The sequence below is a fragment of the Enemella evansiae genome (assembly GCF_004362375.1).
Taxonomy (GTDB): domain Bacteria; phylum Actinomycetota; class Actinomycetes; order Propionibacteriales; family Propionibacteriaceae; genus Enemella; species Enemella evansiae.
Genome location: NZ_SNXA01000008.1, coordinates 502,144 through 523,005 on the forward strand (window position 1 = coordinate 502,144; position 20,862 = coordinate 523,005).

General features: G+C 69.1%; 17 protein-coding genes. 9 read left to right on the forward strand and 8 right to left on the reverse strand.

Annotation, left to right across the window (positions count from 1 at the left end):
- Nucleotides 1-33 precede the first annotated feature (33 nt).
- From C8D81_RS03000 to C8D81_RS03010, 3 genes are all read right to left on the reverse strand, one after another.
- Nucleotides 34-2,796 (reverse strand): hypothetical protein, encoded by a 2,763-nt coding sequence (locus C8D81_RS03000; protein ID WP_133625525.1) that lies wholly within the window; start codon nucleotides 2,794-2,796, stop codon nucleotides 34-36.
- On the reverse strand, nucleotides 2,793-3,392 hold the full coding sequence (locus C8D81_RS03005; RefSeq protein WP_094429506.1) for a hypothetical protein: 600 nt from the start codon (nucleotides 3,390-3,392) through the stop codon (nucleotides 2,793-2,795). The genes C8D81_RS03000 and C8D81_RS03005 overlap by 4 nt, the downstream gene beginning before the upstream one ends.
- Before the next feature lie 326 nt (nucleotides 3,393-3,718).
- Nucleotides 3,719-4,492, reverse strand: coding sequence for a thioesterase family protein (locus tag C8D81_RS03010; RefSeq protein WP_208109080.1), 774 nt, complete (start codon nucleotides 4,490-4,492; stop codon nucleotides 3,719-3,721).
- 61 nt (nucleotides 4,493-4,553) lie between these two features.
- On the opposite strand from C8D81_RS03010, the gene C8D81_RS03015 reads away from it, so the two are divergent.
- The 6 genes from C8D81_RS03015 to C8D81_RS03040 all read left to right on the forward strand — a co-directional run bounded on the left by C8D81_RS03015 (nucleotide 4,554) and on the right by C8D81_RS03040 (nucleotide 12,045).
- Nucleotides 4,554-6,011, forward strand: coding sequence for a glutamate-cysteine ligase family protein (locus tag C8D81_RS03015; protein ID WP_094399886.1), 1,458 nt, complete (start codon nucleotides 4,554-4,556; stop codon nucleotides 6,009-6,011).
- Between the two features lie 2 nt (nucleotides 6,012-6,013).
- Entirely contained in the window at nucleotides 6,014-6,388 is a 375-nt protein-coding gene (locus C8D81_RS03020) for a universal stress protein (RefSeq protein WP_094358105.1), read from the forward strand.
- A 132-nt stretch (nucleotides 6,389-6,520) separates the two neighbouring features.
- Nucleotides 6,521-7,957: an RNA polymerase sigma factor gene (locus tag C8D81_RS03025; protein WP_324252372.1), complete on the forward strand. Its 1,437-nt coding sequence runs from the start codon at nucleotides 6,521-6,523 to the stop codon at nucleotides 7,955-7,957.
- A gap of 94 nt (nucleotides 7,958-8,051) precedes the next feature.
- Nucleotides 8,052-9,899, forward strand: coding sequence for a DUF2207 domain-containing protein (locus C8D81_RS03030; protein WP_094399890.1), 1,848 nt, complete (start codon nucleotides 8,052-8,054; stop codon nucleotides 9,897-9,899).
- A 35-nt stretch (nucleotides 9,900-9,934) separates the two neighbouring features.
- Entirely contained in the window at nucleotides 9,935-10,975 is a 1,041-nt protein-coding gene (locus tag C8D81_RS03035; RefSeq protein WP_133625527.1) for a DUF4185 domain-containing protein, read from the forward strand.
- Nucleotides 10,976-11,046: 71 nt separating this feature from the next.
- Nucleotides 11,047-12,045 (forward strand): LLM class flavin-dependent oxidoreductase, encoded by a 999-nt coding sequence (locus tag C8D81_RS03040; RefSeq protein WP_133625528.1) that lies wholly within the window; start codon nucleotides 11,047-11,049, stop codon nucleotides 12,043-12,045.
- A gap of 83 nt (nucleotides 12,046-12,128) precedes the next feature.
- On the opposite strand, the gene C8D81_RS03045 is transcribed toward C8D81_RS03040, so the two are convergent.
- Nucleotides 12,129-12,323 carry a DUF7455 domain-containing protein gene (locus C8D81_RS03045; RefSeq protein WP_094358115.1) on the reverse strand — a complete coding sequence of 65 codons (195 nt, stop codon included), beginning with the start codon at nucleotides 12,321-12,323 and terminating at the stop codon, nucleotides 12,129-12,131.
- 200 nt (nucleotides 12,324-12,523) lie between these two features.
- Nucleotides 12,524-13,405: a helix-turn-helix domain-containing protein gene (locus C8D81_RS03050; protein ID WP_094458672.1), complete on the reverse strand. Its 882-nt coding sequence runs from the start codon at nucleotides 13,403-13,405 to the stop codon at nucleotides 12,524-12,526.
- 147 nt (nucleotides 13,406-13,552) lie between these two features.
- Between C8D81_RS03050 and C8D81_RS03055 the strand changes: the two genes are divergently transcribed.
- Together C8D81_RS03055 and C8D81_RS03060 are read left to right on the forward strand one after the other, a co-directional pair.
- Nucleotides 13,553-14,734, forward strand: a complete 1,182-nt coding sequence (locus C8D81_RS03055) for an MFS transporter (RefSeq protein WP_094358119.1) — start codon at nucleotides 13,553-13,555, stop codon at nucleotides 14,732-14,734.
- Between the two features lie 57 nt (nucleotides 14,735-14,791).
- The gene (locus tag C8D81_RS03060) at nucleotides 14,792-16,891 is read left to right on the forward strand and encodes a DNA gyrase/topoisomerase IV subunit B (protein ID WP_094358121.1); all 2,100 of its coding nucleotides are present in this window, start codon (nucleotides 14,792-14,794) and stop codon (nucleotides 16,889-16,891) included.
- Between the two features lie 181 nt (nucleotides 16,892-17,072).
- Here the strand turns inward: C8D81_RS03060 and C8D81_RS03065 are convergent, their stop codons facing one another.
- Together C8D81_RS03065 and C8D81_RS03070 are read right to left on the reverse strand one after the other, a co-directional pair.
- Entirely contained in the window at nucleotides 17,073-18,392 is a 1,320-nt protein-coding gene (locus tag C8D81_RS03065) for an LssY C-terminal domain-containing protein (protein ID WP_133625529.1), read from the reverse strand.
- A gap of 50 nt (nucleotides 18,393-18,442) precedes the next feature.
- A complete protein-coding gene (locus C8D81_RS03070; RefSeq protein ID WP_133625530.1) occupies nucleotides 18,443-18,859 on the reverse strand; it encodes a VOC family protein in 417 nt (138 codons plus the stop codon).
- Nucleotides 18,860-18,991: 132 nt separating this feature from the next.
- Between C8D81_RS03070 and C8D81_RS03075 the strand changes: the two genes are divergently transcribed.
- Nucleotides 18,992-20,287: an MFS transporter gene (locus C8D81_RS03075; protein WP_133625531.1), complete on the forward strand. Its 1,296-nt coding sequence runs from the start codon at nucleotides 18,992-18,994 to the stop codon at nucleotides 20,285-20,287.
- On the opposite strand, the gene C8D81_RS03080 is transcribed toward C8D81_RS03075, so the two are convergent.
- Complete coding sequence (locus C8D81_RS03080; RefSeq protein WP_094358128.1) at nucleotides 20,262-20,840, reverse strand: PadR family transcriptional regulator; 579 nt, start codon at nucleotides 20,838-20,840, stop codon at nucleotides 20,262-20,264. The genes C8D81_RS03075 and C8D81_RS03080 overlap by 26 nt on opposite strands.
- Nucleotides 20,841-20,862 lie beyond the last annotated feature (22 nt).

The following is a 20,862-nucleotide window of genomic DNA, read 5'->3' on the forward strand; positions in this document are numbered from 1 at the left end:
TCCGCGAGCAGCAGCCCAGGCGGAACCGGGGTGTCAGGACAACCTCCGCTTCGCGAGCACCGTGGCCACGCCCGCACCGACCAGCAGCAGGGCACCCAGCAGACCGCGGCCCAGGCTGGCCCCGTCGGCACCGTCGGCGCCCCGGATCTCCAGCGAGTAGGCGGTCAGGCCGATCGCTCCCTGGGGGGCACCGACCGGCATCGCCTCGGCATCGGCACGCTGGGCGCCGGCCTGCAGGGCGGCGTACTTGACCCCGTAGTCCACGGCGGTCTTCTTGCCGGCGTCGAGGATCTTGCTGGATCCCTGCTCGTGCAGCTGATTCGCACCGTCGGGGATGGCCGGCGCCTTCTCCGCCGCCTGCTTGGTGCCGTCGGCCACCTTGCCGGCTCCCTCGTCGATCTGGCCCATGCCGCGGTCCAGGTCCCCGCTTCCGGTCACCAACCGGCCGGTGCCGTCGACGAGTCGGCCGGTGCCGTCGGCCAGCTGACCGGTGCCGTCGCTGAGCTGCCCGGTGCCCTCGGTGAGCCGGCCGGTGCCGTCGACCAGCTTGCCGGTGCCGTCGCTCAGCCTGCCGCTGCCGTCGACGAGCTGCCCGGTGCCGTCGCGCAACCGGCCGGTGCCGTCGGCCAACTGACCCGCGCCGTCGTCGAGCTTCCCGGCACCGTCGGCGAGCTGGGCGCCACCGCCCTGCAGCTTGCGCATGCCACCGCGCAGCGTGGCCGGGTTCTCCCGGGCAGCATCCGCGGCGATCTGGTCGGGATGGCCGATGCCCTGCTGGACCTGGCTGACGACACCGTTGACGAGCTGCTGCACGCCGTTGTCGACCAGCCCCAGACCCTGTTGCAGGCCAGGCTTCGCTGCACCGGAGGAGTCGACCTTCGGGCACTCCTTCCCGCTGGAGCGGGTCGCGGTGTTGTCCAGACCACACAGCAGTTCGTCGATCCCCGGCACCGCACGGTTGGTGATCCGGCCGCCGATGTAGCTGAGCGCCTGCTGGAGGGTCGCGGTGTTCGGATCGGGTTTCGGGCCGTCGATGTAGCTCGAATCCCTGGGGTCGCCGAGGTTGTCCGGATCGGCCAGCTGGTCGCGACCCCTGGCCAGTTCGGCGGCCAGATTGGTCATGATCTGCTTCTTCACCGGGTTGGATTCGGGCAGCCCGGAGATCAGACCGGCCGCCTTGAGCTGGGCGGCGTTCTCCTCGCCGTAGCAGTAGTCGTCGAAGTCGGTGCCGCCGTTGTTCAGCTGGTTGATCACCTGCACCGCGCAGTTGATCTTCTGGTACGCCCCGGACTCCTCCTTGGTGGCGCCCTGGCGGTAGATCTTCTTGTCCAGCAGCAACAATCCGTTGCCGCCGTCATTGAGCTGCTTCTGCAGTGCGGTCAGGCCGCCGAGCAACTTCTTCGGGTCGTCCTGGCTGCCGATGCCGTCCTTGAGCTTCTGGATGCCCGCATAGAGCTCCTTCAGCCCGGGGTTGTTCGGCAGCTCGCCGACCTTGCCGTACATCTGGACCAGGCCGGCGTCGATCTTGTCCAGTCCGTCGCGGATCTGGGTCACACCGCCGACGAGCTGACCGGTGCCGTCCTTCAACCGGCTCGCCCCGTCATCGAGCTGGGTCGCACCGTTGTTCAGCGCGCCCGCGCCGGTGTTGAGCTGCTTGGCGCCGGTGTTCAACTGGTTGGCGCCGTTGTCGAGTTCCCTGGCGCCGTTGTCGAGCTGCTTGGCGCCGTTGTCGAGCTTGCCGGCGCCCTGGTCGATCTGGTTGGCGCCGTTGTCCAGTTCGCCCGCACCGTTGGCGAGCTGGCGGGTGCCGTCCTTCGCCTTCGCGGTGCCGTCCTTGAGTTGCTGCGAACCGTCGCGGAGCTGCAGCAGACCGGCGACCAGGGTGTTCGCCCCGTCGCGCAGCTTGATCAGGTTCTCATCGATCTTCGCCGCACCGTTGGCGAGCTCGCGGCCGCTCTCGGCGCCGCCGGCATAACTCGCCGCGCCGCCCTTGAAGGAGGGGCTCTGCAGCGGGTTGACCGGCAGCCCGGACAGGGACGCCGGCGGGATCACACCCTCGGAAATCCTTGCCCGGTAGCCGAATTCGGCGGTGGGGGCGCCGATCGGCCCGAACAGGGTCATGGTGTAGGACAGCTTGGTGCCACCGCGGCCGTCACCGGCCATGTTCGCCTCGCCCGAGCGGACGTCGGTAAAGCCGGGCGGCAGGGTGGTCTGCAGCTGGCCAACGAAGGGGATCACCACGCGTTCGGTGCGGGTCGCCTTCCCGCCGGCGCCGTCGTCGACGGTGAAGGTCTGCTCCCGGCCGGTGATGTTCTCCACCCGGTAGCGGACCTCCAGCTCACCGCTGCGGCCGACGACCTGGTTGGCCGTCACCGGCTTGCCGTCGAGGAAGTAGCTGGCGCGCACGCTCAGCGGCAGCTTTCCCTTGTCCCAGTTGGAAACCGTGCGCAGCCGTTTCTGGCCGTCGACCTGTTCGCTCTCCGCCAGCCGGCCATCGCGGACCGGCAGATCGGTGAAACCGTCCAGGTTGCGCAGGCCCTCGGTGGCGACCGGGTTGGCGAGATCGATGCGGCCGCGGCCCTCCATCGCCACCTGCTCATAGATCCGCGCCTCGGTGACCGTGCCGTCGGGGTTCAGATAGGCCTGCACGGTCTCGGTGTTGGTGACACTGACCGGCCCCTCGGCGAGGGCACTGGTCGCGCCGAACGGGCCACAACCCAGGGCCAGGGCGGTCGCCGCGGCGGCGGTGGCGGCGAACCGCCGACGGATTCGGGTGCGGGGGGTGCGGGGGTTCATGCCTTGTCTCCCAACAGGTCGTCCATGGATTCGGTCGGCTCGGTGTCGCGGCTGCGCAACCGGTCGCGGAGCGCGCGGATCGGCGTACGCCCGGTCTCGGCCTCGCGGGACCGGTCGGGCAGCACGACGTGCGCCAGGCTGGTGAGCAGGACCCCGACCGCGGCGGCCACGCCGATGGTGGTGGCGGCGCGCGGCGACTCGGTCAGGAAGAGGGCCGGGGCATTGCGATAGGTGGCCTCGTAGGCCGCGATCAGCGCCGCGCCGCCGAGCAGCATCGACCAGAGCGGCAACCGGTTGCGGCTGAGACCGGCCACCAGCGCGCAGATCAGCAGCACCGCGGCGGCGGCGACCGCCCGGCCGGCGGTGGTGTCCGGAAGCACGGCCGCGCGGAGCGCGAAACCGGCCCAGGCGACCAGGAAGCCGAGCACGGCGCCGGCCAACCGGCCGACTCCCTGTTCGGGGTGGACCAGGCCGAGTACGCCGCCCAGGGCGGCGCCCAACAGGGCCGCGTGCTCGAGATCGGAACCTTGTCCGAGGGTCAGAACGAGCGCTGCGGCGACCGCCAGCAGCACGCCGGTGACAAGTGGTTTCAGCATCCCTACTCCGTTGTGGGGGTGGTACATGGGGTGGCCCGTCATCGGGGTTACGGCACAGTAACGATACTGGCGAGTAATTTGGTAGGGGTGAGCCCGGATCCGCGTGTCACGGGGTTGGTTCTCCGGTTGCGGAAACCGCCGGACGGGCCCGGTGGAGCTGAGCGCCGACGGCTGAGCCCCGCTTGCCTAAAGTGTCCGGATTCTGGACGCCCCCGCGATCCATCGAACCTTCAGTGCATATCCCCAGTGCTCCAGGGGGAGTGCAATGCACCCAGGATTCGATGGATCGCGAGGGTGGCGGGAGCAGGGAGTTGGGGGAGCCGGGGTCAGCCCAGCGGGCGGACGGTGAGGATCTGCTCGGCGCGGCCGACCGGGCCCTCGACGTCGTGCAGGATCGATGAGGTCAATCCCACACCGGTCGGGCCGAAGCTGACGCTGGTGTCGAAGCCGACCCAGTCACCGACCGGGGTCCGGTAGAGATGCACCGTCAGGTCGGTGTTCGGGAACATCCACACCCTCGGGTCCTGCCGGGTCGCCACGCCGTTCGCGGTGTCCACCAGGCGCAGGAAGTGCGCGACCGAGGTGGTCGGGGACCCCGCCACCAGCGCCTTGTCCGAGCGCACCCACGTCCGGCCGCGTCCGGGCCTGGTCAGCGGATCGCGACGCAGCTGCAGCGAGGCGATGTAGCCACCCGGCCACGCCTGCGTACCGTCCCAGTCCGGAAAATCATCCGGGCCCGGCATCGGCTCGTCCTCGGTGCCGGCGACCGCGCTGGTGTCACCGCGCAGCAGCCGCCACGCGTTCGCCCGGACCACCACCCGGCCGTCGATCTCGGCGGTCGCCTGCACCAGCTCGATGGTCCGCCCCGGGCGTACCACCTCGACCCGCACGGTCGTCGGCGCGAGCCTGATCTGGCCGAGGATCTCGTAGTTGATCCGGGCCAGCTGCAGCTCCGGGCGGGGCTCGTGGTTCTCGATCGCGTGCGCGAGCAACCCGCCGACCGGTGACATGTGCTGCTCGACCTGGGCCCAGGCGCCCTGCACGTGCTCGGTCGGTTCGAACTCGTTCGCGGCCAGCTGCCGGTAGTACGCATCGCTCACGGCGGTCACTCTAAAGGCCCCCCGACGTGCAATGTCGACAGTCTCCGGACAGGATGGGGTCATGGGTGAGGACATCTCCCGCACCGACTACAGCGACGCCGACTTCAAGGCGTACGCCGACCGCGTCGCGGGGCAACGCGAGGAACTCGAGCGACTGCTCGTGGAATGGCCGTTCGATCTCGCGCACCCGCGTGCCGGGATGGAGGTCGAACTCAATCTCGTCGATGCCGAGCAACGGCCCGCGCTGGTGGCCAAGGAGGTGCTCGGCGCGATCAACGACCCGCAGTTCGTCCATGAGCTCGGCAAGTTCAACATCGAGCTCAATCTGCCGCCGCGGGCGCTCGGCCCGACCGGATTGAGCGCCTTCTACGAGATGCTGCGCAGCACCCTCAACGACGCCGATCAGCGCGCCGGTGGGCTCGGCGCCCGGCTCGCGGTGATCGGCATGCTGCCCACGCTGACCGAGGACGATCTGGGCCCGGACTCGCTGGTGGAGAATCCCCGCTACACCATGCTGGACAGCGAATTGCGGCGCCGCCGCGGTGGCCCGGTCCGGATCCAGCTGCCCGGTACCGAGCTGGCCGACGGCATCGACTTCGCGACCATCGCACCGGAGGCGGCCTGCACCTCGCACCAGATCCACCTGCAGGTCGCTCCCGAACAGTTCGCGGCCTACTGGAACGCCTCCCAGGCGATCGCCGGGGTGCAGCTGGCGATGGGGGCGAACTCGCCCTTCTTCGCCGGCCGGCTCGGGTACGCCGAGAGCCGGATCGCGGTCTTCGACCAGGCCACCGACGACCGCTCCGCCCAGGAACAGGCCGAGGGCGCCCGTCCGCGGGTCTGGTTCGGTGACCACTGGATCGGCTCCCCGCTCGAACTGTTCGACGAGAACACCGACTGGCGGCCCCTGCTGCCCGATCTGGAGGAGGAGCAGGCCGGCGACGGACCGCCGCCGCTGCGTGCGCTCTGCCTGCTCAACGGCACCATCTACCGCTGGAACCGGGCCGTCTACGACGTCGCCGGGGGAGCACCGCACCTGCGGATCGAGAACCGGGTGCTGCCCGCCGGGCCGACCTCGCTCGACATGGTCGCGAACCTCGCCCTGTACGCCGGGTTGACCCGGGCGCTGGCCGATCAGGAGCATCCGGCCTGGTCCGAGGAGGGGTACGCGATCGCCCGCGACAACTTCACCGCCGGCCAGATCCACGGGATGGCCGCCGAGCTCAGCTGGCCCGGGATCGGTACGGTCGCCGCGGCCACCCTGGTCCGCGAGCAGCTGCTCCCGTTGGCGGCCGCCGGGCTGCAGTCCTACGGGGTGGAGGCAGCCGAGGTGTCGCGCTATCTCGGGGTGATCGAGAACCGTGCTGCCGCCGGAGTGAACGGGGCCACATGGCAGACTGCCGCGGTAGCCGCCCGGGAACGGGCCGGAGAGGACCGCTCCAGGGCACTGCGCGGCATGGTCGAGGACTATCTGACGCTGCAGCGCAGTGGATTGCCGGTCCATGAGTGGGAGAGGTAGCGATGACGATCGTGGTGGGATTCTCCGCGCGGCCCGAGGGAGAGGCCGCGCTGGCCCACGCCGCCGCCGAGGCGCAACTGCGGGGGTCGCGCGTCCTGGTGGTGCCGAACACCGACGCCGACGACCCGGCCGCGGTGCTCGCCCTGCTGGACGGGGTGGCGTACGAGGTGGTGGCCCCGAGTGAGACCGGGCTGCTGGCCGAACGGCTGATCGAGGTGGCCGAGGCCGAGAACGCCGAGGCGATCGTGATCGGACTGCGCCGCCGCTCACCGACGGGCAAGCTGCTGCTCGGGCTGAACGCCCAGCGCATCCTGCTGGACGCCAGCTGTCCGGTCCATGCGGTGAAGGCGCCGGAAGAGCCCCGGGAAAGGGATTAGGGCCATTTGGCATACCGTGCCAGAATGTCCGAGGAGTGCAAGCATTGACACCGGCGTGGTTTGTTGCGCCCTGAATCGAGCGCACGCGTTCGAGACCGAACCGACCGACGATACAAGGCAAGAGGTATTTGGGTGACGCCCTCAGCAGAACGAGTCCCTTCCCAGGTGGTTGCGGCACAGGCCGCTCGAGCCAGTGAGGTCAAGGCGGACAGCGACTCGGGCGCGACGAAATCGTCCACCCGGGGACAGGCCGCCAAGAAGGCCCCCGCCCGTAAGACCGCCGCCCGGAAGGCGCCCTCGGCTGATGCCAAGAAGGGTTCGGTCAAGGCCGTGCCCGAGGCGGACAACAAGAAGGCGGCCAAGAAGGCCCCGGCCCGCAAGAGCGCCGGCAAGGCCGGCAAGCCGGGCAAGGGCGAGCCGACCACCGAGGAGGTCGTGACCCAGCTCGCCGGTGGCGAGGTGGAGGCCAAGCTGGACGGCTCGGATCTGGTGCTCACCGTCGGCAAGAAGCGCACCCTCGACGATGTCGACGAGTCCGACTTCAAGCCGGAGGAGACGGCCAAGGAGGAGAAGGAGCTCACCGAGGAGCAGCAGGGCTTCTCGCTCTCCGACGCCGACGACGCCGACGAACCCGAGCAGCAGGTGATGGCCGCCGGCGCCACCGCCGACCCGGTCAAGGACTACCTGAAGCAGATCGGCAAGGTCGCCCTGCTGAACGCCGAGCAGGAGGTCGAGCTCGCCAAGCGGATCGAGGCCGGCCTGTTCGCCGACGAGCGGATCGCCGACGACGCGGTCAAGATCAAGGTCGCCGAGCAGGACGACTACGAGTGGATCGCCGAGGACGGCCGCCGCGCCAAGAACCACCTCCTCGAGGCCAACCTGCGACTGGTCGTCTCGCTGGCCAAGCGCTACACCGGCCGCGGCATGCTCTTCCTCGACCTGATCCAGGAGGGCAACCTGGGTCTGATCCGGGCGGTGGAGAAGTTCGACTACACCAAGGGCTACAAGTTCTCGACGTATGCGACCTGGTGGATCAAGCAGGCGATCACCCGCGCGATGGCCGACCAGGCCCGCACCATCCGCATCCCGGTGCACATGGTCGAGGTGATCAACAAGCTGGCCCGGGTGCAGCGCCAGATGCTGCAGGATCTCGGCCGCGAACCCACCCCGGAGGAGCTCGCCAAGGAGCTCGACATGACCCCGGAGAAGGTCGTCGAGGTGCAGAAGTACGGCCGCGAGCCGATCTCGCTGCACACCCCGCTGGGCGAGGACGGCGACTCCGAGTTCGGTGACCTGATCGAGGACTCCGAGGCCGTGGTGCCCGCCGATGCGGTCAGCTTCACGCTGCTGCAGGAGCAGCTGCACGACGTGTTGGACACGCTGTCCGAGCGCGAGGCCGGGGTGGTGTCGATGCGCTTCGGGCTCACCGACGGCCAGCCCAAGACCCTCGATGAGATCGGCAAGGTCTATGGCGTGACCCGCGAGCGGATCCGCCAGATAGAGTCCAAGACGATGTCGAAGCTGCGGCACCCCTCCCGCTCCCAGGTGCTGCGCGACTACCTCGACTGAGTTCCGGCGTTCGACGCCGACGCACCGAGACCCTCACCCAGGTGGGGGTCTCGGTGCTTTTTCGTCTGCCCCGATCTTTCATTAGAGTCGTGTCATGTTCTCTCGGACGTCTGATTCCCCCGCCCGGAGACTGACGGTGGGCGTACGCCTGGCCGCGGTGCTGATCCTCGCCCTCGGGCTGCTGCTGCCGGCGGCCCCCGCACACGCGGAGGACACCCCGGAATCCTGGGCGATCACCGACTACCGGGTCGATGCCACCCTGCAGCGCGACGGCGAGGTGCGGGTCCGGCTCGATCTGGCCTTCGACTTCGCCGACGAGCCCGGGCGCGGCCCGTTCCTCACCTTCCCGCTGCGGCAACGGGTGGCCGACAACCCCGATCTGTGGCGGCAACTGAGCGTGACGGTCGACGGGGTGAGCAGCCCGACCGGGGCCAACACCAATCTGGCTCGCGAATCCGACAGCGACGGCCTGACGCTCAAGGTGGGGGAGAAGAACACCAGATTCACCGGGGTGCAGCGCTATGTGGTCGACTACACGCTGCGCGGGGTGACCACCCCGAACAACCCCGTCAGCGGCCTGGACGAACTCAACTGGAACCTCGTCGGACCGGCCTGGCAGGTGCCGATCCGCAATGTCCGGGCGAGCGTCACCGGGCCGGTGGACACCGAACGGGTCGCCTGCTTCACCGGGAAGGACTTCACCCGGCCCTGCACGGCGGAATCGGCCGACGGTGTGGCCTCCTTCGCGGCCTCCGACCTGGCCACCGAGACCGGCGTACAGATCGTGGCCGGTTATCCGGCCGGCACCCTGGCCGGTGCCGAGCCGCGGTTCAGCAAGCGGATGCACCCGGGCAACATGTTTCCGCTGACCGCGGCCACCGGCACGGTCACCGCGCTGCTGTCGGCGGTCGCGCTCGGGCTGGTGGCGCTGCGGGTACGCCGCTCCGGTGACCGGGCCTATGCCGGGCTGACCCCGGGACTGCGCCCGGCCGCGGGTGCGGAGGGTGCGCCGACGGTGCGCCGCGCCCGCACCCCGGTGGCGGTGCGCTTCACCCCACCCGAGGGCGTACGCCCCGCCGAAGCCGGGACCCTGATCGACCACACCGTGGACAGTCGTGACATCACCGCGACCGTCATCGACCTCGCCGTCCGCGGCCATCTGGTCATCACCCAGGTGGGGAAGAAGGACTGGCGCCTGGACCGTGTCGAGTCCGCCGACCCGCTGAGGGATTACGAGGCCGGCATCCTGGAAGGCCTCTTCCAGGACGGTCCGGAGGTGACCACCAAGCAACTGCGGGACAAGGCGTACGCCGAGGTGCTGAACGACGGCCGCTCCGATCTGCAGGCACTGGTCGCCAGCAACGGCTGGTACCCGCGCTCGCCCGCCAGCACCAAGGCCCGGATCGGTGTCGGGGCGGTCGCGCTGATCGTGGCCGGTGCCGCCGGCGGTGCATTCATCGCCGGCCTCTGGGGCTGGGGACTGCTCGGTCTACCGCTGGTGCTCGCCGGGTTGGCGCTGCTGGCCACGATGGACCGGCAGGTCGGGCGGACCGCCGAAGGGTCCGCGGTGCTGGCCCAGGTGCAGGGTTTCGAGCAGTTCCTGCGGACCGCGGATGCCGACAAGCTGCGCTGGGAGGAGGGGGAGGACATCTTCTCCCGATACCTGCCGTGGGCGATCGTCTTCGGCGTCGCCGAACGCTGGACGAGGATCTTCGCCGAACTGGCCGAACAGGGCCGCTACGACGGCGGGGCCGCCGGCTGGTACGTGGGCAGCACCCCGGGCTTCCAGGCCGCGACCCTGGGCGCATTCGCTGCCACTGATGGATTCTCCGCCGCCATGTCCAGTTCGTTGAGCGCCTCGGTCTCGGCCGCGAGCTCGAGTTCGGGGTCGGGCTTCTCCGGTGGCGGTGGTGCCGGTGGAGGTGGCGGCGGCGGGTGGTGAGCCGCGCCGCCGGGGGCGTCGCTAGTCTGCGGGCCATGGTTCGCGTCGTCGATACGCAGTTGCTGCACAAGATCACCGGGGTCGACTCGATCAACGCCACCGGGGAACGGTTCGGGATCCACGGCACCGACCTGGGCATCATCTGGGATGCCGGGCCGGACGCTGACGGCGCCGACCGGGTGTTCGTGATGTTCGGCGACACCTACGGTCCGGACTGGGGTGGCCGGGGCGCCGGCCCGTCGAAGGCCCAGTGGCGGACCAACACGCTGATGTCCTCGACCAGCCGCGACCTCGACGCGGGCCTGCTGCTGGACAGCACGCTGGTCCGCCCCAGCCGGCCCGGCGGCGCCACCCAGGTGATCCGTCGCAACCGGCTGAACGTGCCGACGAAACCGTTCCCCGAGCACACCCTGATCCCGAACAGCGGCATCACCATCGACGGTGTGCACTACGTGCACTGGATGTCGATCCTGATCTGGCTGCCCGGCGGTCGCTGGCGGACCTTCCAGTCCGGGATCGCGGTCTCCACCGACGATGCCCGCAGCTGGAGCAAACCGATCACCGGGCGGTGGCCGAATCTGCTGGGCCGCAACCGATTCCAGATCGGTGCCTTCACCACCGACCCGACCGACCCGGAGTGGGTCTACCTGTTCGGCACCACCAACGGCCGCTGGGGCCCGGCCCATCTGGCACGTACGCCGCGGGACCAGGTCGCGCACGTCGGTTCGTACCGCTACTTCGACGGCACCGATTGGGTACGCCGCAGCGGCCGCGCCGCACCCGTACTGGGTGGCAATGTGGGGGAGCTCTCGGTCGCCTACCATCCGGGGCTCGGCTGCTGGCTGGCGGTGCATCTGGACGAGGCGCAGGCGGCGATCCTGGTGCGCACCGCGCCCACGATCACCGGGCCCTGGGACGACGGCGTACCGCTGACCACCGGTGCCGAGCATCCAGGTCTCTACGGCGGATTCCTGCACCCCTGGGCGCTGGACGGGGATTCGATCTACTGGCTGATGTCGCAGTGGGACCCCTACAACGTCTACCTGATGCGCAGCCGGCTCACGAACGCCGGCTGAGCGAGCGAGGCGCGAGCGAGTCGAAGCCGCGCGCGTGGAATAGCGCGGGCCGCGCGGAGGTTGCCTCCGATATGGCAATCCCCCTCTCCGTACTCGACCTCGCCCATGTCTGGCAGGGCGCCAGCTCCGCGGACGCGCTGCGGCGTACCGTCGATCTGGCCCGCCGCGCCGACGCCGCCGGTTACCGCCGGTTCTGGGTCGCCGAACACCACAACATGGCGTCGGTGGCCTCGACCAGCCCGCCGGTGCTGATCGGCGCCATCGCGGATGCCACCGAGCGGATCCGGGTCGGTTCGGGTGGGGTGATGCTGCCCAACCACGCCCCCTATGTGGTCGCCGAGCAGTTCGCGATGCTTGAGGCGCTGCATCCCGAGCGGATCGATGTCGGCATCGGCCGCGCGCCCGGTACCGACCAGGTGACCGCCCGCGCGCTGCGCCGCGATGCCGAGGGGCTGGGGGTGGACGAGTTCCCGCGGCACCTGCTCGAGCTGATGTCGTGGCTCGGGGACAACCGGCTCACCGAACCGCTCTCCGCGCATCTGGCGGCCACCCCCGCCGCGACGAGCTCCCCCGAGGTGTGGTTGCTCGGTTCATCGGGGTACGCCGCCCAGCTGGCCGGGATGCTGGGGCTGCCCTACGCCTATGCGCACCACTTCGGGCAGCTGGACCCGGTCGAGGTGCTGGACGCCTACCGGTCCCGGTTCGAACCCTCGCCGGTGCTCAGCGAGCCCTATCCGATGCTGTGCACCTCGGCGATCACCGCGGACACCGCCGAGGAAGCCGAGTTCGAGGCCGGCCCGGCGAAGGTGATGGCGCTCGGCATGCGCGCCAACAAGCGCGAGCCGCTGGTGCCGCCCGAGCAGGCCGCCGAACGGGGATTCAGCGAGCTGGAGGAGGCGATGTTGTCCCAGCTGCCGGCGACCAAGTTCGTCGGTGCCGCCGATGAGGTGGTGGAGCGGCTGCAGAAACTGGTCGCCGCCAGCGGTGCGGTGGAGCTGATGATCGCCGCCGCGACCTATGGCGCCGAGACCAAGGCCCGTACCCTGGAGCAGATCGCCGACCGCTGGTAAAGCCACCCCTGGCTGAGTGTCAGGTCCCGCAACGCAAGAACCCCGCACGCCTGAGGCGTACGGGGTTCTCGTCGTTGGAAGTCTCAGCTGAGCTTTTCGGACTCGTCGTGGATGTTGAGCGCCACCTGGCGAAGCTTGTCGCCGTGCTGCTTGCTGTGGTGGTTGCAGAACAGGAGTTCGCCACCGCCGGAAAGCGTGACGCGGACGTAGGCCTGGGCGCCGCAGCGGTCGCAACGATCGGCCGCATTGAGACTGTTGTCGATCACAGTGGTGGTCACGGGGGCCTCTCTTTCATGTCCGTGGTCGGGCACTCGGTACAACACCTGGACGGAGCTGTTTTGTTCCGCGGTTCCCGGCCGACTTCTCGGACCGGTTTCCCCGGAGGCCCCGCTCCCGCCGGGGCCTGATTCGAGACTACCCGCCCACTCGGTCAGATCCAGGACGATTCCCACCCAGTGGGCGCGTCGACTTCCGTTTGTTACCTGGGCTCGCCGCCCGATTCGGCACGTTCGGTACGCGCGGCGTGGGCGAGCAGGTCGAGGCCGGCCTGGCTCGGCGATCCGGGTTCGGCCGAGAGCAGCAACAACCGCTGGCCCGGGTGGGTCGAGAGTTCGAAGGATTCGAAGCGCAGGTCGAGATCGCCGAACTCGGGGTGCCGGAACTGCTTCATCCCGCCGGTGCAGCGACGCACCATCCGTCGCGCCCAGCGCGTCGCGAACTCCTGGCTGCTGGTGGACAGTTCGCCGACCAACTCGACCAGGGCGCGATCATCGGGGTATTCGCCCGCGGAATAGCGAAGCGCCGAGACCGTGTAGGCCGCCTGTTGCTCCCAGTCGCGATAGAGATCGCGGCCGTGCGGATCGGTGAATAGCAACCGCACCATGTTGGGCCGATCGCGCACCTGGTCCGGTGCTTCGAAGGGTAGGTGGGCGGCGAACAGCCGATGCCCTTCGGGATTCCAGGTGAGCACGTCCTGGAAGCGCCCGAGCACCAGTGCCGGAGTCGAGACCATCCCCGAGATCAACGACGCCACATGCTTCGGCACCCGCTCGGTCGGGGTCGCGGTCCGCGGTCGTCGCGGTGGGCGGGCCAGCAGCTTCAGGTGTCGTCGCTCGTCGGCGTCCAGACGAAGTGCACCGGCAAGGGCATCCAGCACTGGCTCCGAGGCGGTGCGCGCCACACCCTGCTCGAGCCGGGTGTAGTAGGCGACCGACACCCCGGCCAGGTGGGCGAGCTCCTCGCGCCGCAGCCCGTCGACTCGTCGCTGGCCGTAGCTGGCGATGCCCAACTCGGCCGGGGTCAACCCCGCGCGGCGTGAGCGCAGGAACTCGGCGAGTTCGCCACGATTCTCCGCATCCATGGCGTCAAGTATGCGTCCCGGGAGCCGAGCGAGCCTGACCCAATCGTTGGTAGGAGCACCCTGCCCAGGCAGTTCTGGTGCTGGCGGACTGCATGCGGGCGCCGTTCGATGAGTGGTGTCAATCTCCAATCCGGAAGGAAATTCTGCATGTCGACACCCACAGTCGAACTCACCGTGACCCGGCGCCGGCTCGCGGTCGGCAGTCTGGCCGGGGGCGCGTTCGGGATCGGGTTGACCGAGTTCGCCCCGGCCGGCCTGTTGCCCGCGATCGGTGCGCGGTTCGGTGTCACCGACGGCACCTCGGGAATGGTTGTCGGGGCGTACGCGGTCGCCGTGGCGATCGGTGCGATCGTGATGTCGCTGCTCGCCGCCCGGTTGGATCGAGCCATCGCACTGCGGCTGCTGGTCGCGCTGTTCATCCTCGGCAACCTGCTCAGCGCGCTGGCGCCCACCTTTGGATCGTTGTTGCTGGGCAGGGTGATCGCGGCGCTGTGCCACGGTGCCTACATGGGAATCGCGGTTGCGGTGGCCGCCGATCTGATGCCGCGGGGGAAGGCTCAGGCGGCCGCCGCGACGGTGTTCTCGGGCATCACGCTGGCCATCGTGCTCGGTCTGCCGGTCGGTACCTTTCTCGGCCAGCAACTCGGTTGGCGGATCACCTTCGGCATCATGACCGGACTGGGGGTGCTGGTGCTGATCGCGCTCACCGCGTGGGTGCCGCGCGAGAGTGGGCGGCGACCGAGCAATCTGCGCGCCGAGACCCATTGGCTGGGCACTGCTCAGGTGTGGGCCACGCTTGCGGTCAGCGTGCTCGGATTCGGTGGTGTCTTCGGGGCCTTCTCCTACCTGGCGTACACGCTCACCGACGTGACCGGGTTGGCCCCATGGGCGGTCACGCTGGTCCTGTTCGGTTTCGGGCTCGGCACCGCGATCGGCAACCTGATCGGCGGCGGGTCGTGGGCGCGTCGACTCGGTGATCGCTTCCTGGTCGGGGTGCAGCTCGGGAGCGCCGCAATCATGATCGCGCTCGGACTCAGCGCGCAGCTGCCGCTCTGCGCGGTGCTCGGGGTGCTGCTGCTCGGGGCGGTCGGGTTCTCGCTGACACCGGGCACCCAGGCCCGGGTGCTGGGCTACGCCGGTGGTGCGGCCCTGGCCTCCAGCGCCAATATCGCGGCCCTGAACCTCGGCAACTGGTTCGGCGCCTCGCTGTCGGGAATGGCCATCGATGCCGGCTACGGCGCGACCGCTCCGTTGTTCGTCGGTGCAGCGCTGAGCATGGTCGGTGCGGTGGTCGCGGCACTCGCGGCGCGGCGGGCCGGGCGCCGGTGAGCGCACCGCTCGGCGCGCGTCCCGGGCGTACGCCCACCCGGCGGGTAACCTGCCGGGGTGTCCGAAACCGCAGCTACTCGTACCGCCAAGAAAGCGGCCGCATCCGGTCATGACTACGAGGCCCGGCACCTGCTGGTGCTCGAGGGCCTGGAGGCCGTCCGCAAGCGGCCCGCGATGTACATCGGCTCCACCGACACCAAGGGGCTGATGCACTGCCTGTGGGAGATCATCGACAACTCCGTCGATGAGGCGCTGAGCGGCTTCGGGACCGAGATCGAGGTGGTGCTGGGTGCCGACGGCAGCATCCATGTCACCGACCATGCGCGCGGTATCCCGGTCGACATCGAACCGCGGACCGGGCTGTCGGGTGTCGAGGTCGTCTACACCAAGCTGCACGCCGGCGGGAAGTTCGGCGCCGGTTCCTACAACGCCACCGGCGGCCTGCACGGTGTCGGCGCCTCGGTGGTGAACGCGCTCTCGTCCCGGCTCGACGTCGAGGTGGACCGCAACTCCGCGACCTGGGGGATGTCCTTCAAACACGGTGTTCCCGGCACCTTCGACGGGGACGGTCCGAATGCCCCGTTCACCCCCGGCGGCGGCCTGCAGAAGCTGCGGAAGGCCAAGCGCGGGGTCACCGGGACCCGGGTCCGCTACTGGCCGGATCGCCAGATCTTCCTCAAGGACGCGAAACTCTCCCTCGAGCAGCTCTCCGGCCGCGCCCGGCAGACCAGCTTCCTGGTGCCCGGATTGACCATCGCGGTCCGCGACGAACGCAACCCCGACGAGGTGGTCGAGGAGGTGCACCGCCACGACGGCGGCATCTCCGAGTTCTGCGAGTATCTGGCGCCGGATCCGTCGGTGACCGAGGTGATCCGGTTGCAGGGCAGCGATGAGTTCACCGAGACCGTGCCGATGCTCGACGACAACGGTTCGCTCACCCCGACCGATGTGGACCGTGACCTCGAGGTGGACATCGCGCTGCGCTGGGGGACCGGGTACGAGACCACCACCCGCTCCTTCGTGAACATCATCGCCACGCCCAAGGGCGGCACCCACGTCACCGGTTACGAACGGGCGCTGACCAAGGCGATCAGCAAGGCGCTGGAGGGCAAACGGCTGCTCAAGTCGGGTGAGGAGATCACCAAGGACGACGCGCTGGAGGGCCTCACCTCGGTGGTGACGGTACGCCTGGCCGAGCCGCAGTTCGAGGGCCAGACCAAGGAGGTGCTCGGTACGCCGGCGGTGTCCCGACTGGTCACCAAGGTGGTCGAACGCGAGCTCGGCGAGTTCCTCGGCTCCAACAAGGCCGCGGTGAAGCAGCAGGCCCGCACCGTGCTGGAGAAGGTCGTCGCGGCCTCCCGGACCCGCGTCCAGGCCCGCGCCCACAAGGAGGCCCAGCGGCGCAAGAACGCGCTGGAATCCTCAACCCTGCCGGCAAAACTGAAGGACTGCCGGTCCAACGACGTGGACCGCTGCGAGCTGTTCATCGTCGAGGGTGACTCCGCGCTCGGCACCGCACAGCGGGCCCGCAACTCCGAATACCAGGCACTGCTGCCGATCCGCGGCAAGATCCTCAACGTGCAGAAGGCCTCGGTCGGTGACATGTTGAAGAACGTCGAGTGCTCCTCGATCATCCAGGTGGTCGGCGGGGGATCGGGACGCACCTTCGATCTGGACTCGGTGCGCTACGGCAAGATCATCTTCATGGCCGACGCCGACTCCGACGGGGCGCACATCCGCACCCTGCTGGCGACGCTGTTCTTCAAATACATGCGGCCGCTGCTCGACGCCGGGCGGGTGTTCACCGCGGTCCCGCCGCTGCACCGCTTCGAGATCACCAACCCCCGCAAGGGGATGGACAAGTACATCTACACCTACTCGGATGCGGAATACCAGCGCAAGGCCGCCGAGCTGGCGAAGAAGAACATCGCGTTCAAAGAACCCCAACGCTACAAGGGTCTGGGCGAGATGGACGCCGACCAGCTCAAGGAGACCACGATGTCGCCGCAGCACCGGATGCTGCGCCGGATGACCGTCGACGATGCCGCGATCGCCGAGGCCACCTTCGAGATGCTGATGGGCAACGATGTCGCCCCGCGCAAGGAGTTCATCGTCGAGGGCGCCTACACCATCGACGCCGAACAGATCGACGCGTAATTCTGTCGGCTCGCGCGCGGCGCGCGTTGATCCCCGCTCTTCGGCCCAGTCGTCGAAATCCCCGCGGGTGCTCGGCTGCCGGTTTGGTCGGGTGACGCGGGGGATTTCTCCTTGATGGGCCTGCATCGCGGGGGCGCGCCGCTGGACTCTCGCCTCCGGTTCTGCGGTGGCCGCGGTGCGCTCAGGGGAGTTCGACCTCGGGTCCGGTGCGGTCGCGGGTGACCCACGCGCGCACCGGGTCGGCGGTGATCGCCAGCAGCACCAGCACCGACACGCTGGCACCGAGCAGGGCGCTCGCCGAGAGGTCGGTCACCGCACCCCACAGGGCCTGCACGGCATCACCGGCGCAGACCAGCATCAGCAGGATCCGAGCCCACGGCCAGCGCGCCAGCGTACCCAGCCAGAGCAGCGTGGCCAGTACCGCGCCGATCGCGCTGCCCAGCAACTCCACCGAGTCATCGGGCGACAGTCCGGTCGCGGTCGGGCCGCCGGCGATCGCGATCCCGATACCGGCGAGGAGCAGCGCGAGGATCTGCAGCGCCAGCAGAAATCCGATCACCAGCAACTGGATCGGCGGCAGGGCGTGCTCGTGCTTCTGTGGCACCGCAGGCAGTGCGGGGGAGTCGCTGCGGGCGGCCACTCCGCTGACATCGAGGATCGGCAGGTGACCATCGGTGTGCACCTGGTCACCGCCACCGTTGCGGTGGTGGTAGGCGGTGGAGAAATCGTCGATCATCCGCACCGGGATCTGCGGGTCGGCGAAGCGGACGGTGTCGATGATGTAGTCGCGTTCGATGTCGATATCGGCATCGATCTTGTGGGTGATCTGGCCGGTGAACGCCGACAGCCCCACCGAGCGGTCGTAGGTGCCGGCGGCCAGCCAGTCGACCCGCTGCCCACCCGGCAGCACCCAGCCCTGGGGCGTACGCCAGAACCGCACGTGATGCCGCTGGGCGGGATTGCCGTCCACCTCCTGCTGATAGGCGAACGCATGCCGTCGGCCGAACAGATGCAAACCCGATACCGGTGCGGCGGGATAGGAGCGGCCGGTGATCGAGGAGATGATCATCCCCCAGGCCGAGCGGGCGGTGATCTCATCGGCCTTCGTCCAGCCGGCGGCCTGCATCGCGGCGTGGATGTCGGCCTCGGTGCCGTCGACGGCGAGATTGATCGGATCGCCGAGCACCCCGTCCCCGGTCCGGGTCCGACCGATGAAGTAGTCCGGGACGTAGAGGGTGGTGAACAGCTGATGCAACCGGGGCAGCGCCAGATAGGCCACCAACCCCCAGAAGACCAGCAGATAGAGCACCGTGACCCAGGACCAGTTGAACCCCCGCAGCAGCACCACCGCCGCCAGCCAGAGCGTCAGCCCCAGTGCGACCACCGCGACGATCACATCGATCAGGGTGTACAGCGAGATCCGCCGGGTGCTGTTCAACTTCACCGGGGGATGGCTGTAGCGCGGCGGCTCCAGCGGCACCGGGTACCGCTCCTGGGTCATTCACTCATCCTGACAGACCCCTCATCGGTCAGCCAGCATGGTGAGGCAGATCAGGTGCCGGGGGTGTCGAGGTTGAACGCCCAGGTGAGCCCGAACCGGTCGGTGAACTGGCCATAGACCGAACCCCAGGGCTGTTCGGCCAGCGGCACGTGCACCTCGGCGCCGTCCGCGGAGAGCTGCTCGAACCAGCCGCGGGTCTGTGCGGTGTCGTCGGCGAAGATGCACACCTCGAAGCCCTGCATCGGGGTTTTCGTGCCCATGCAGTCATCGGAGCCGTAGAGGGTGAAGTCGTCGGTCTTCAGCTGGGCGTGCACGACCAGCTCCTCCGCTCCGGGCGGGGTGCCGCCGGGCATGTCCGTGCCCCGCAGGATCACCGGTTCGGCGCCGAACACCTTGCCGTAGGCGGCGAACGCCTCCGCGGCGCAGTTGGTGGGGTAGTGGACATAGGGGGCGAGGTAGGTCTGCATGGTCGGGTCCCTTCGTGCGGCTGACTGCTGGGGTTGACGCTAGTCGGTGCCCGCGGCGGCCCGCTTCTCCGATCTTGCGCCGCGTCAATGGAAAGTCCGGCGTTACCGGAGGGTGCCCGCTAGCCTGTCGCCGTGAGTACCATCACCTCGGCACCGGCGCACGGCGATCGGCGTACCGTCATCTCCTGGTGTCTGTGGGATTTCGGGTCGAACGCGTTCAACACCGTGATGCTGTCCTTCGTATTCTCGGTCTATGTGACCTCGGCGGTGGCGGAGAGTCCCGAACGTGGCCAGCAGGTGTTCGCGAACTGGCAGACGGTGGCCGGCATCGTGGTGGCACTGGCGGCGCCGGTGGTCGGTGCCTGGGGGGATCGGGTACGCAACCGCAAGGCCGTCCTCGGCGTGCTCACCCTGATCGTGGTCGCCTGCGTCGCGGCCTGCTGGTTCGTCCGGCCCGAGGATCAGTACCTGTTCGTCGGCGCGGGACTGATCGCCGGGGCCCAGATCGCCCAGGGGATGGCCGAGATCTTCTACAACGCCATGCTCAGCCAGATCTCCACCCCCACCACGATCGGGCGGATCTCGGGACTGGCCTGGGGGCTCGGCTACTTCGGCGGGGTGATCTGTCTGGTGGTCGCCGCGGTCGGCTTCGTGCAGAACGCCTTCGGATTGCCGACCGCCGACTCGATCAACATCCGCGGGATCGCGCTGTTCTGCGCCGCGTGGTTGCTGTTGATGTCGATCCCGGTGATGTTCTTCGGCCCGCCGGCGCTGCCGCGGCAACGCAGCAACCGGTTCAGCCCGCTGCGGGCGTACGCCGAGGTGGTGCGGATCCTGCGCGGTCGGCCGAAGCTGGCGCATTTCCTGCTGGCCTCGGCCATCTATCGCGATGGGTTGACCGCGGTGTTCACCTTCGCCGGGGTGATCGCGGCCACCTCCTACGGCTTCGCCCCCACCGAGGTCCTCTATTTCGGGCTGGCCGCCAACATCGTCGCGGCGGTCGGCACCTGGGTCTTCGGCAGCCTCGACGATCGGCTGGGTCCGCGGTCGGTGATCGTCGGCACCCTGATCGCCATGGTCATCACCGGGCTGATCATCGTGCTCTTCCCGGCAAAGCTGGTCTTCTGGATCGGTGGCATGGTGATCTCCTCGATGGTCGGTGCGGTGCAGTCCGCCTCGCGCACCCTGCTGGTGCGGATCCTGGAACCCGGTGAGGAGAACGAGATCTTCGGGTTGTACGCCACCGTCGGGCGGGCGGTCAGCTTCCTGGCACCCGCCCTGGTGGCGTTGTTCACCGCGATGTTCGGGGTCCGGCTGGGGTTGCTCGGGATCATCGTCACGCTGCTGCTGGGGCTGGCGGTTTTCTGGCCGTTGCGGATCACCGGGGTGACCCACGACCGGGTCAGCTCGTCTCCGCCAGCACCCTGATCAACGCCTCCGCCTGCTCGGCACGGGTCGTCGCGATCGCTGCCTGAGCGGAGAAAACCTGCGCCTTCACCCGGGTGATCCGGTCGTGTTCGGCGGCCGGCCGGTGGGTCAACCGTTCCCGGATCAGCGGGGTGATCCCGGCCGCCAGCTCGGTGGCGTGCGATGTGGCGCGCAGGGCCGCCTCGCGCTGCCCGTCGGCGTAGGCCCGCAGCACGCCCCGGGCACGCTCCGGGTCGACCTCATCGAGGAACACCGCCTGCAACCAGAACGGGTCCTTCTCCGCCGAGGACGGGTGCGCGGTCCCCACCCAGTCGAGGAATTCCGCGCGGCCGGCGTCGGTGATCGCATAGGTCACCCGACGCTGGTGCTGACCGCGGGTGCCCTCGCTGCCCGAGACCAGGCCCTCGTCGACCAGTTTTCCCAACAGGGGATAGATCTGCGAGTGCCGGGCGGACCACAACCAGCCCATCCCGGAGTCGAAGAACTGACTCAGGTCGTAGCCGGTCATCTCCCGGGCGGCGAGGACGCCGAGGATCGCGTGCCGAAGGCTCATGCCCCAATCGTAGGGGTCTGCC